Genomic DNA, 12,564 nt, shown 5'->3' on the forward strand with positions numbered 1-12,564 from the left:
GCCCGCGCCGCCCGCCGGGCTGACCCCGGCCCCGGCGACCGGCTGGCCCAGCGCGCAGAGCTGGCCGAACGCGGCGGGGATGGGCCAGCCGGTCTGACGGGACGGACACCGGGTCCCGCTCAGGCGCTCAGTGCGCGGGACACTGCTGCCACGCCAGGTGGTAGACGGTACTGATGTCCCCGTCCGTCGAGTCCATCGTCATGAAGCTCACCTTGCCGGGCGAGGTGGTGCCCGCGTTCACCCGCAGCTCGGTGTTGATGTTGAAGTTGCGCTGAACCCCGCAGGGCGCCCAGACCAGTTGGGCCCAGTCGGTGGTGTCGGTGGCCTGCCAGTCGTCGTTGTACGCGCCGCCGAAGGGGTGGGTGCGGGCGACGGTGCTGGAGGAGCCCTGGAAGTAGTACGACGCCTTCTGGGTCGCGCTCGCGCCGGGCTGGAGCGAGAGGAAGCCGCGGTAGTCGGCGCTGGCGATGGCGTAGGTGAAGCCCTGCGGCACGTGCACGATCAGGTTGAGCTGGCAGTTCTTGCGGTAGGCCGTGGGGTCGGAGTTGCCCCCGGCCTGGGCGAGATAGTCGCTGTAGGTGACGGTGAAGGCGGTGTTGTCCGGGGAGACGGCCACCGCGGCGGTGCCCTGCGGACAGCCGGAGCCGTTCACCGTGGCCACGTCGATGACGATCTTGTCCGGGGGCGGGTTGTCGAGAACGGAGGAGGGAGTGTGCGCGGGCAGCGCGGTGGTCAGCAGAGCGGCGACGGCGCCGCTCAGGAGGAGTCCGCCGGTCATGTCTCTCCCAGGGTCGTGAGGGGTGGAGCCCGCCCGCCGGTTGGACTTCGGAGAAGCCGGTTGAGCTTTGAAGAACCTGTGTGACGGCTGTGAAGGCGGGGAGGCACGGGAAGCGTAGGGAGCGCCCCCGGCCTGCGGCAGGGCGCGCTCCGGCCATTCACACCGGCCTGTTCACGCACCCGGGCCGCACCCGGACCGCAACCGCCCCGCAACCAGCTCACGGGTTCTCCCAGGCCGCCGGTTCCGCCGCGAGCGCCCGCACCGGTTCCGGCAGGGCGTCCGCCGCGAGGTCCGCGAGCGTGACGCCCTCCAGCACCTGCCGCACCCCGGCACGCAGGGCGATCCACAGCGGGAGCAGCGGCCGGGCCGTACCGGTGTAGGCGAGTTCGGTCGGGCGTTCGCCGCGTACGGAGACGATCGGGCCGTCCACCGCGCGGACGACGTCCGCGACCGTGAGGGCGGCGGCGTCCCGCGCGAGGCGGTAACCGCCGCCCCCGCCGCGCCTGCTGTCGACGATCCCGGTCCGCCGCAGATCGCCGAGGATGCCCTCCAGGAACTTGTGCGGAATGTCCTGGACACCCGCGATTTCCTCCGCCTTCACCGGGCCTTCGTCCTGCCGTACGGCCAACTCCAGCAGCGCCCGTACCGCGTAATCCGCCCGCGCCGAGATCCTCATGCGTCCATTGTGGGTCGCCGGGGCGTGGAGAATGGCCGGACCCACGCCCCGCAGGATCGCCCGGGAGGATCCACCTTGCCGCTCAGCAGACGTACGTTCAGTGCCCTCACCGGCTCGGCCGCGCTCGGCCTCGCCCTGGGCGGCAGCGGCGGCACCGGAGCACCCTCGGCCTACGCGGCGCGCTCCGCGCCCACCGGTCCGGCGCCCGAACCGCCGCGCGTCGACGGCAGGCGGCACACGATCGGCCACGACCGCCACTCGCTGATCGTGGACGGCAGGCGCCTGGTGGTGTGGTCCGGCGAGATGCACCCGTTCCGGCTGCCGAGCCCGTCCCTGTGGCGGGACGTGCTGCAGAAGATGCGGGCGCACGGCTTCAACGCCGTGAGCATCTACGTCTCGTGGAACTACCACTCCCCCGCGCCCGGACAGTACGACTTCACCGGCATCCGCGATCTGGACCTGTTCCTGCGCACGGCCGCCGAGACGGGGCTGTACGTCATCCTGCGCCCCGGCCCCTACATCAACGCCGAGATCGACGGCGGCGGCTTCCCGGGCTGGCTCACGGTGACGAAGGGCAGCGCGCGCACCGCCGACCCGGTCTATCTGGGGCACGTGGACGAGTGGCTGACCCACGTCAACAGGATCGCCCGAGAGCACCTGTTCACCCACGGCAAGGGTACGGTGCTGCTCTACCAGATCGAGAACGAGTACTACGCCCACGTCACCGAGCCGACGGGCCGGGACTACATGTCCCACCTGTACAAGAAGGTGCGCGCCGACGGGATCGACGTCCCCCTCTTCCACAACGACAAGGGCCGCTTCGGGCATTGGACGCCGGGTTCCTTCGACACCGGTGGCGAGAAGGGGCGTTGGCTGTACGGCTTCGACGGCTACCCGTCGCCCACCCAGACCCCGCCGGACTGGGGGACGTTCGGGCCCGGCGGCGCGACCGGCGGCGCCTCGGCCTCCCCGCACACGCCCGGTTTCGTGCCCGAGTTCGGGGGCGGCTGGTTCGACCCGTGGGGCGGGGCCTGGTTCGACGGCAAGGGGTACCCGGAGGCGCGGCGCACCCGTGACTCGGCGTACGAGCGCCGGTTCTATCTGACGAACCTCGCCAACGGCCTCACGCTGCACAACATCTACATGGCCTTCGGCGGCACCTCGTGGGGCTGGCTGCCCGCGCCCGTGGTCTACACGTCGTACGACTACGGCGCCGCGATCGACGAGGCCCGCAACGTCACCGAGAAGATCGCCCCGCTGCACCAGCTCGGCCATCTCCTGCAGCGCGTACCGGACTTCGCCCGGCTTGACCGGGCCGAGCCGGTCAAGGCCGAGGGGCTCAAGGTCTACCACCTGACCAACCCGGACACCGGCGCGCACGTGTACGTCGCGCGCAACGACGGAACACGGCCGGTCACCACCGAACTGCCCACCACGGCAGGGAAGTTGCAGATCACCGTGCCCCCGCGCGACGCGAAGATGCTCGCCACCGAACTCTCGCTGGGCAAGCGCAGGCTCAAGTACACGACCACGCAGCCGGTGTTGCGGATGACGACCGGGCGGCAGGACGTCGCCCTGTTCGCGGGCCGCGCGGGCGACATGGCCGAACTGGTGCTGCACTGCCCGACGGAGCCCGTGACCACCCGGCTCGACCCCGAGGCCGGCTGGGCCTTCTCGGGCGACGAGCTGCACGTCAACGCGCCGTTGGGCCCGGAGGCCGGGCTGAGCCGGGTCCTGGTCGCGGGCGGCGAGACCGAGACCCCGCTGCTGCTGCTCTTCGCGGACGACGCGACGAGCACGAAGCTGTTCCCCTACGACACCGCGTCCGGCAGCCTGCTCGTCTACGGCCCCGAACTGCTGCGCCACGCCGAGGTGCACGGCTCGGAGGTACGGCTCACCGGCGACCTCACCTCCGACTCCATGCTGGAGGTGTGGGGTCCGCGCGGAATCTCCTCGGTGGTGTGGAACGGGCGCCGGGTGCCGACCCGCGTCACCCTCTCCGGCAGCCTGATCACGACCGTCACGCTGCCCGGCGTGCCCGAGGTGAAGCTGCCCGAGCTGGGCGGCTGGCGGATGCGGACGGAAAACCCGGAAGCGGGGCCGAACTTCGACGACCGCGACTGGAAGACCGCCGACCGCACCACCTCGCACAGCACCACCCCGGTGCCCCGGGGCGGCCCGGTGCTGTTCGCGGACGACTACGGCTTCCACTACGGAGACGTCTGGTACCGGGGCGAGTTCGACGGCGCCGCCGGGCTGGAGGAGGTCGCACTCGCGTACAGCACCGGTACGCAGGGGATGGTGATGGCCTGGCTGGACGGCGATCCCCTGGGCGCCCACCGGATGCCGGTGCCGGACAAGACCACCACGATCCGCAAGGGGACCTGGGAGGCCACGGCGTCCTTCCCGGTGCGGGAACAGCTCCGCTCGCCCGGCCGGCATGTGCTGTCGGTGCTGGTCCGGCGGATGCAGCACGACCAGGACGGCGCGTCCCTCGACACCCACAAGGCGGCGCGGGGTCTGCTCTCGGCCTCCTTCGAGGGAGCCTCGCCCGAGGTGACGTGGCGTCTCCAGGGCGGCACCCCCGACCCGGTGCGCGGGCCGCAGAACAACGGCGGCCTCTACGGCGAACGCGAGGGCTGGCATCTGCCCGGCTTCCGCGACCGCGACTGGGAGACGGTGGACTTCCCCCGCGCCGAGCGGCGGCAGGGCGTCACCTGGTACCGGACCGACTTCCGGCTCTCGGTGCCCGCCGACATCGACGCCTCGGTGGGGCTGACCCTGGAGGACGATCCGCACCGCGCCTACCGGGCCCAGATCTTCCTCAACGGCTGGAACCTGGGCCAGTACATCAACGACGTGGGCCCGCAGCACACCTTCGTCCTGCCCAACGGCATCCTGCGCACCCGGGGCACCAACACCCTGGCGCTGGCGGTGCTGTCGGAGTTCACGACGCTGTCGGGGCCGGGCAAGGTGAGCCTGACGCTGATGGGGCGGTCGCTGGGCGGGGTGCCGGTGCGGGAGGTGCCCTCGCCGGGGGCGCGGTGAGCTCCAAAGGGGCTTTTCCGCGCCAGAGTTGAGGCGACCGAAATTTTCGGGGCGCGCGACCCGGGATCGGCATGACGTGGCCACACGGGTCCGCGTAGGCTCTCGGACGGTCCGGTCACCGGCGGGTGCGAAGGGGAACAGATGGGCGTCGCGGGCGCGCGGGAGCGGCTGGCACGTGCGGCCGCCCGGCTCGGTCCGCCCCGGTCGCCCCGGCCGCGCCGGTCGATGCGCTCGCTGGCCTCAGCCCTGGCCTCCTCCGTGCACAATCACCCTCAACCCATCGATGGCATACGGGACTTGTGCCGTGCTCTGTGCGAGGCGATGAGCGCGCGCCGCGACGGCCGCCCGGTCGAGCTGCGCTTCGAGCGCTTCCCGGACGAGATCGAAGTCACCGGTCTGTGCGTGGAGTTCGAGGACTTCGACCTGGTCATCGTGGAGGAGCGCGCCGAGGCCGTGCAGCAACTGGTGATCCTGGGACATGAGTTGTGGCATCTGCACGCCGGGCACCGGCATCACCCCCCGGCCGGTGCGGCGGCCCGCGCGCTCGCCGGTGAGCCCGGTCGGCAGCGCCTCGCGCTCACGGTGGCCGCGCGGGACGGTTCACGCGCGGACGAGGAGGCCGCCGCCGACGACTTCGGGCACCGACTGGCCACGCTCTTCCGCGCCAGGCTGACCGCGCCCGAGGCACCTCTCGACCCGGTGCAGCGCTCCCTCGGCTACCGGGGCCGCGGCGGGGCTGCCCGATGAGCGGCACGGTCCTGGCCGACCCGGCCTCGCTGAGGGACTTCTCGATCTCCTTCTGGATACCGACGGCGGTGCTCGCCGCCGCCCTGGTCATCAAGCTCCCCACGATCGTCCGGCTGTGGCGCGACCCGCTGCTGCGCGCGGTGGGCGGACTGCTGCTGCTGGCCTGCGGGGTCTTCGTCTTCTGCTCGCCGTCCACCATCGCCCGGGTCAACCGGCTGACCGGCGTGCCCAACATCTCGGCGCCCTGGTGCTATTCGCTGCTCACCGCGTTCTGCGGCTCCTGTCTGCTGCTGATCATCACCTGGCGCAACGGCCCGGCCGACCGTTCGGCGGTCACCCGGCGGGCCCGGCGCCGGGTGGTGTCGGTGTACTGCGGGGTCATCGTCCTGCTGTGGGTGCTCTTCCTGCTGGCCGACGTGCCGGTGGAGCGGCTGCGGGACCTGGACACCTACTACGCGAACACCCCGTTCATGCGCGAGGAGATCCTGCTCTACCTCTGCGCGCACGCGGTGGCCTGTCTGATCACCTCGCGGCTGCTGTGGAACTGGGTGCGCGCGGAGGGGCTGGACGCCTGGCTGCGATGGGGGCTGAAGCTGCTCGGTGCGGGCTATGTCCTGAACCTGATCTTCGACGCGACCAAGCTCGTCGCCGTCGCCGCGCGCTGGCTGGGCCGGGACCTGGACTGGCTGAGCACCGATCTGGCGCCGCCGATCGCCGCGATGTCCGCGATCCTGATCGCCGTCGGCTTCATCCTGCCGCACGCCGGTCAGTACGCCCGCGACCGCTGGCGGGTGCGGCTCGCACACCGTGAACTGCGGCCACTGTACCTGCTGTTGCGGTCCGCGACCGGCGAGGGCGTGCCGTTCGTGCTGCGGGCCACGCCGGAGCTGCGGCTGACCCGGCGCGAGACGTTCATCCGGGACGTGCTGCTGCCGCTGGCCCGGCACATCGACCCCGCTCTCGGCGCGCGGTCGTACGCCGCCGGGCTCGCCCTCGGCCATCCGCCGGAGCGGGCGCGGGCCCTGGCGGCGGCGGTCGGCATCCTGGACGCCGTCGAGACGAAGGCCCGTACGCCGGAACCGGCCGCCGCGGCCTCCGGCCCCGACACCACGAGTCTGCTCCAGGAGATCGGGGCCGTCTCCCGGGCCCTGCGCAGTCCCGAGGACATCGAGGCGGTCCGCGTCCGTGCGGCCGCCGAACCAGCAGAGAGCGTTGCCGTCCATGAGTGAACGCAAGTCCGCCGTCGTGCTCGGCGGCTCCCTCGCCGGTCTGCTCGCGGCCCGCGCGCTCGCGTCGACGGGCGCGCGGGTGACCGTGGTCGAGCGCGATGTGCTGCCGTCGGGGCCCGAGCCGCGCAAGGGGCTGCCGCAGGCCCGGCATGTGCACCAGCTGTGGTCGGGCGGCGCGCGGGCCCTGGAGGAGCTGCTGCCCGGCGCGGAGGCGCGGCTGCGGGCGGCCGGGGTGAACCGGGTGCCGATGACGACGGGCATGGTCGCGCTGTCGCCGTACGGCTGGTACCGCCGCTGGGCCGAGTCGGCGTACATGCTGCCCGCCGGGCGCGACCTGCTGGACTGGGTGATCCGCGAACTGGTCCTGTCCGACAGGGACATCGAGCTGCTGGACGGCTCCGAGGCGGTGGCCCCGACCGGCACGGCCGACGCGGTGACGGGCGTACGCGTCCTGGTCCACGGCGAGGAACGCCCCCTGACGGCCGACCTCGTGGTGGACGCCACGGGCCGCGCCTCCCGCGCGACGGCCTGGCTGACCGCCCTCGGCCTGCCCGCCCCCGAGCACCGCGAGGTGGACTCCGGCCTGGTGTACGCCAGCCGTCTCTTCCAGGCGCCGCCGGAGGCCGGGAAGGACTTCCCGGTGGTCAACATCGAGCCGGACGTACGGGGTTCGGGCACGGGTCGCGGTGGTGTGCTGATGCCGGTGGAGGAAGGCCGCTGGATGGTCACGCTGTTCGGCACTGCCGAGGACGAACTCCCGCGCACGACAGCCGACTTCGCTCCCTACGCCCTGACCCGACTGCGCCACCCCCTGATCGGCGAACTCCTGGCGAACGCGACCCCCCTGACCGACGTCACCCTCACCCGCACCACCGCCAACCGCCGCTGCTACTACGAGCGCATGCCCCGTTGGCCGGACAACTTCACCGTCCTCGGCGACGCCCTCTGCGCCCTCAACCCGGTCTACGGCCACGGCATGTCCGTGGCGGCCCGGTCGGCCGTGGCCCTGCGCGAGACGGTGAACCGCCGGGGCGGCCTGGGCGCCCCGGCCCTCTCCCGCCACATCCAGAAGGCGGTGGCCCGCACGACGACCGCCGCCTGGGACCTCGCCACCGGCGCCGACGTCTTCTACCCCGACGCCACCCCCACCGGCCCCACCCTCCGCGACCGCCTCCTCGCCCCCTACCTCACCCGCCTCCTCCGCACCGCCACCGCCAACGGCCGAGTGGCACGCCGGATGACCGACGTCACCTCCCTCCAACGAGGCGCGGAAACCCTCCTGACCCCAAGCATGCTCCTGGCAGCGGCGATAGGCCCCCTGAAGCCCCCACTCACCCAGCCACCACTGACGCCGGAGGAACGGAAGGCGGCGGGGCTGGTGTAGGGCCCGCCAGTCAGCGGGCTTCGTCGGTCTCGAAACCCTGGTCGCGCAGCGCCTGGTCGATTCGGGCGCGGTGGGTCTTCTCCCAGTCGTCCAGGGTTTCCGCGGCCTCCTTGGCCAGTTTCGCGTGGGCGGCTGTCAGGGTTTCCTCGGCGCGGGCGGCCGGGACGACGACCACGCCCTCCTCGTCGGCCACGACGATGTCGCCGGGGCTCACCGTGACGCCCGCGCAGCGGATGTCGGTGTTCAGGGGTTCGGCCGCCTTCTTGGTGCCGGGGATCGGGATGACGCCCCGGGCGAAGACGGGGAAGCCCGCGTCGCGGACCTCGGCGAGGTCGCGGATCAGGCCGTCGGCCACGAAGGCGGCCACGCCCCGGCGCTGGGCCACGGCGCAGACGTTGCCCCCGGCCAGGGCGTAGTCGAGGTCGCCCGACTCGACCACGATCACCGAGCCCGGGGCGGCGCGGTAGATCGCGGCGTGGAGCATCAGGTTGTCGCCGGGAGGGCAGCGCACGGTGAAGGCCGGTCCGGCCACGCGGGGCACCGGCGTCCACAGCGGGCGTATGGACACGTCCATCACCTGCGCGCGGCCGAGAAGGTCCGCGAGGGTGGTGGTCGGGATGTCCGTGAAGTCGAGGTCCTGCGGGGCGCTTCGGGTCATGTCTTCCCTCGTTCTCTTCAGTCGGTGTTCAGCCGGCTCAGGATGTCCTCCGCCGGTGTCGCCCCAGGCGAACGGCCCGCCGCCGCCGACTCGTTGACCAGCCGCAGCACGGCCTCGTTCGCGGGCGTCGGTACGCCGTGCAGTCGGCCCAGGAGGACGAACTCGCCGTTCAGGTAGTCCGCTTCGGCCGATCCCGCGCCCCGCGCCAGGCTCTGCCAGGTCGAACCCAACGCCGCGCCCCCGTCCGGAGCGGGGCGCGGTCGCACCGACTGCGCCCGCAGCACGGCCAGTTCGGCGGCGGGGGCGAAGTCGATCCCGGCGGCCTTCAGCACCGCCGTGCCCTCGTCCCGTACCCGGTCGAGCAGTTCGGCCGACGCGCCGCCCGGCGTGACCGGACCGCACACCGCCTCCACGGTCTGCGCGAGATTCCCCAGCAGCTTGGCGTACTTGAAGCGCGGCACGTCCGCGACGACCGGCGCCCGGAACACCGCGCCCTCCAGATCGGCGGCGATCCGGCGGACGGTGTCGTCGGTGCCGGACGGGTGGCGGCCGAGGACCAGTACGCCGGTGTACGGGGCGGAGGAGGCGGTGACCTCGCCGGGCCGCAGGAAGGTGGACGGCAGGATCACGCACACGCCGTACACCCGGCGGAACGACCGCAGGGCGAGGCGCTCGTTCTCGACGCCGTTCTGCGCGCAGAGCAGCGGCAGCGACTCGCCCGCCGTGCTCCCGCCCGCGACCGGACGGCCCGCCCACTGGGCCAGGGCCGCCGCCGTGTGCTGGGTCTTGACGGCCAGGACGAGCACGTCGTCGGGGCGCAGGGACACGTCCTCGGGACCGGCCGCCACCGCGATACGCAGGGTCCGGGTGCCCTCGGGTGTGGTGAACCGCAGCCCGTGCTCCCGCAGCGCGGCACCGTGCGCGCCGCGCGCCACCAGAACGACCTCGTGACCGGCCTCGTACAGCCGCGCCCCGACCGAGCCGCCGACCGCACCGGCCCCGACGACCACGTAGCGCATCGCCATCCCCCCGTGTCTCACCCGTATCCTCGTGCCTCACGGCTCAACCGGCCAGACGGCGCCGGAATTTCTCACCGATCTCGCACCGGCGGCGCGCGAAAACCGTGATCCGTTACGAAGTCACCCGCTTCAACCTGCCCCGTTCTGGGCACCGTCCCCCTACCGGCGCTCGCCGCCGGCAACGGGAGGAGGGCGTCATGGAACGTCGTATCCGGGTACGGGTCAGCCGTCGCCCCGCGGCGCCGCGGGGGCAGGAGATCGACCGCAGGACGCCGTCGGGGCGCATCCTGCCGTACTGAGTGCCGCACCAAGGGCCGTACCGAGTGCCGTGCCAAGTGCCGTGCCAAGTGCCGTGCCAAGTGCCTGACTGAGTGCCCAACGGAGTACCGAATCGAGCCACCCGCCCCCGAACGCCGTCAGGCGGCCAGCGGGTTGAGGACCAGGGGGGCGATCTGCCCCTCCAGCATGGCGCCGAGACCCTGTACGGCGCACACGTCCGGCCGCTCCGCGATGTGCACCGGGACGCCGGTGGCGTCGCGGAGCATCTGGTCGAGGCCGGGCAGCAGGGCCGTGCCGCCGACCATCATGATCCCCCGGTCGGCCAGGTCCGCCACCAGGTCGGGCGGGCACTCGCGCAGCACCTTGCCGATGCCGTCGAGGACCGCCAGGAGCGGGGTGTGGATCGCGTCGCGCATCGTGGCGGTGTCCACCCGGACGCTGCGGGCGAGCCCGGTCGCCACGTCACGGCCGTGGATCTCGGTGGTCACGGGCCCCTGCGGGGTCAGCCCGTTGTCGGACAGGGCGATCTGGAGCGGCCGTACGGACTGACTCGGCAGCAGCAGCTCGTGCTCGTGCCGCAGGTGCTGCACGATCGCCCGGTCCACCGCCTCGCCGCCCACCGGAATGCGCTCGGCGGTGACGATGGAGCCGAGGGAGAGCACCGCGACCTGCGTGGCCGCCGCCCCGCACACCATGATCATGGACGCCTCGGGCCGCTCCACCGGCAGCCCGCACCCCACGGCGGCCGCGATCAGGGTGTCCACCAGCTCCACGCGCCGCGCGCCGAGCCCGACCAGCGTCTCGATCGTCGCCCGCTGGGCCAGCGGATCGGCCTCGTGCGGAGTGCAGGCCGCCGCGCGCAGCCGGGGCTTGCGGCGCAGCGCGCGCCGCATCTTGTCGCCGAGCAGATGCCGCAGCATCCGCTGAGCCATGTCGATGTCGACGACCGTGCCGCCGGACACGGGCCGTACGACGCGGATGTAGGAAGGCGTCCGCCCGGTCATCTGTTCCGCGAACTCACCGACCGCGATGAGCGCGCCGGTCCGGGTGTTCACGGCCGCCACCGAGGGCTGGTCCACGACGAGTCCGGCGCCCTTCACATACACGCGGGTACGCGCCGCCCCCAGGTCGACGGCGACGTGGCAGCGGCGCAACTGCTCCAGGCTGACGGTCACGGCGGTTCCTCCCGAGTGCGAGTGCGCAGGCCATGGAGGTCCGCCCGGTCCGAGCGGGGCCCCACTTGGAATCCTGCGGGGGCCCGGCACCGGGTGCCTTCTGGAGGGGGCCGGGCGGGGTGCCGCTGAACGGGGGGTTCCGCGCGACGCGCCGGGCGGGGTCCAGGACAACGGCACCGCAGGCCGCCATGAACGGGCGTTCAGGAACCCGCCCCCAGCGACCGCTTCATCACCTTGCCCATGTCGTTGCGGGGCAGCGCGGACAGCAGCCGCAGCACCCTCGGCCGCTTGTGCGGCGCCAGCCGCCGGGCCACATGGGACGCCAACTCCTCCAACGAGGGCGGAGATTGGGGGTCCGCCGGCACGACCCAGGCGACCACGCGCTCGCCCAGATCCGGGTCCGGCTCCCCCGTCACCGCCGCCTCCCGCACGGAGTCCAGCTCAAGGAGCGCGTTCTCGATCTCGCCCGCCCCGATCTTGTAACCGCCGCTCTTGACGAGATCGGTGGCCTTGCGCCCGACGATCCGGACATAGCCGTCGGCCTCGCGCACCGCCACGTCACCCGTGCGGAACCAGCCGTCGGCCGTGAACGCGGCGGCCGTCGCGTCGGGCCGGTTCAGATACCCGGTGAACAGGTTCGGGCCGCGCACCTGGATCTCGCCCACGCTCTCCCCGTCGAGCGCGGTCACCTCCGTGCCGTCGTCCTCCACCAGGCGCAGCTCCACCCCGGGCAGCGGTACGCCCACGGTGCCGGGGCGGGCCTCGCCGTCCGCGCGGACGCTGGTGTTCATCAGGGTCTCGGTCATGCCGTACCGCTCCAGGACCCGGCGCCCGGTCGCCGCCGCGATCCGCTCGTGGTCGTGCACGGGCAGCGCGGCCGAGCCGGAGACCAGCAGCCGTGCTCCGGCGAGCGCCTTGGCCAGCTCGAGGTCGCCGGGCAGCGCCTCCGCCAGGCGGTGGTACATCGTCGGCACCCCGAACAGCATGGTCGCGCCCGAATCCAGCGCGCGAGTCACGCCCTCGGGGCCGAACCTGCCCAGGTGCCGGACCTCGCCGCCGTGCCGCAACGGTCCGAGGACGCCGAGGACGAGTCCGTGCACATGGAAGAGGGGCAGCGCGTGGGTCAGCACGTCATCGCCGGTCCACTGCCAGGCGTCGGCCAGCGCGTCCAGGGTGGTGGTGAGGGCGCGGCGCGGGAGGACGGCGCCCTTGGGCGGGCCCGTGGTGCCGGAGGTGTAGACGACGAGCGCCGGGTCCTCGTCGTCGTACGCGCCATACGCGTCCTCGGGGACGGTGCCGGTGGCGTACGCGTCCACCTCCAAGAGGGGCACATCACGTACTCCTGGCGGCAGTTCGGCACCCGGTGCCGCGAGCAGCAGGCTCGGCGCGCTGTCCGCCAGGATGGGCGCCAGCTCCCGCTCGCCCGACTTCGGGTTGAGCGGTACGGCGGCCACCCCGGCGAGCAGCGCCCCGGTCACCGCGACGGCGGTCTCCAGCTCGGGCGTGGCCCACACGGCGACCCGCCCCGCGCCCCGCAGCCGCGCGGCGAGGGCGCCGGAGGCGGCGGCGAG

Annotated in this window: 10 protein-coding genes; 4 read left to right on the forward strand and 6 right to left on the reverse strand. The window is 73.0% G+C overall.

Going from position 1 to position 12,564, the window contains the following annotated elements; all coding sequences use genetic code 11:
• Positions 1-127: 127 nt before the first annotated feature.
• Both GTW40_RS06675 and GTW40_RS06680 read right to left on the reverse strand, forming a co-directional pair.
• Entirely contained in the window at positions 128-778 is a 651-nt protein-coding gene (locus GTW40_RS06675) for a DUF4360 domain-containing protein (protein ID WP_161179230.1), read from the reverse strand.
• A gap of 217 nt (positions 779-995) precedes the next feature.
• A complete protein-coding gene (locus tag GTW40_RS06680; protein WP_161179231.1) occupies positions 996-1,454 on the reverse strand; it encodes an Rrf2 family transcriptional regulator in 459 nt (152 codons plus the stop codon).
• A gap of 75 nt (positions 1,455-1,529) precedes the next feature.
• Between GTW40_RS06680 and GTW40_RS06685 the strand changes: the two genes are divergently transcribed.
• From GTW40_RS06685 to GTW40_RS06700, 4 genes are all read left to right on the forward strand, one after another.
• Positions 1,530-4,502 (forward strand): beta-galactosidase, encoded by a 2,973-nt coding sequence (locus GTW40_RS06685; protein WP_161179232.1) that lies wholly within the window; start codon positions 1,530-1,532, stop codon positions 4,500-4,502.
• Between the two features lie 141 nt (positions 4,503-4,643).
• On the forward strand, positions 4,644-5,249 hold the full coding sequence (locus tag GTW40_RS06690; RefSeq protein ID WP_202485505.1) for a toxin-antitoxin system, toxin component family protein: 606 nt from the start codon (positions 4,644-4,646) through the stop codon (positions 5,247-5,249).
• Positions 5,246-6,478, forward strand: coding sequence for an MAB_1171c family putative transporter (locus GTW40_RS06695; RefSeq protein WP_161179233.1), 1,233 nt, complete (start codon positions 5,246-5,248; stop codon positions 6,476-6,478). Before GTW40_RS06690 ends, GTW40_RS06695 begins: the two co-directional genes overlap by 4 nt.
• Complete coding sequence (locus GTW40_RS06700; protein WP_161179234.1) at positions 6,471-7,862, forward strand: FAD-dependent monooxygenase; 1,392 nt, start codon at positions 6,471-6,473, stop codon at positions 7,860-7,862. Before GTW40_RS06695 ends, GTW40_RS06700 begins: the two co-directional genes overlap by 8 nt.
• Before the next feature lie 10 nt (positions 7,863-7,872).
• On the opposite strand, the gene GTW40_RS06705 is transcribed toward GTW40_RS06700, so the two are convergent.
• From GTW40_RS06705 to GTW40_RS06720, 4 genes are all read right to left on the reverse strand, one after another.
• A complete protein-coding gene (locus GTW40_RS06705; protein WP_161179235.1) occupies positions 7,873-8,520 on the reverse strand; it encodes an RraA family protein in 648 nt (215 codons plus the stop codon).
• Positions 8,521-8,537: 17 nt separating this feature from the next.
• Positions 8,538-9,539: a 2-dehydropantoate 2-reductase N-terminal domain-containing protein gene (locus GTW40_RS06710; RefSeq protein WP_161179239.1), complete on the reverse strand. Its 1,002-nt coding sequence runs from the start codon at positions 9,537-9,539 to the stop codon at positions 8,538-8,540.
• A 416-nt stretch (positions 9,540-9,955) separates the two neighbouring features.
• Positions 9,956-10,993, reverse strand: a complete 1,038-nt coding sequence (locus GTW40_RS06715; RefSeq protein ID WP_161179236.1) for a rod shape-determining protein — start codon at positions 10,991-10,993, stop codon at positions 9,956-9,958.
• A gap of 200 nt (positions 10,994-11,193) precedes the next feature.
• The coding region (locus GTW40_RS06720; RefSeq protein ID WP_161179237.1) for an acyl-CoA synthetase at positions 11,194-12,564 on the reverse strand (1,371 nt) is incomplete at its 5' end.

Origin of the sequence: Streptomyces sp. SID4985, assembly GCF_009863025.1 — a bacterium.
Classification (GTDB): domain Bacteria; phylum Actinomycetota; class Actinomycetes; order Streptomycetales; family Streptomycetaceae; genus Streptomyces.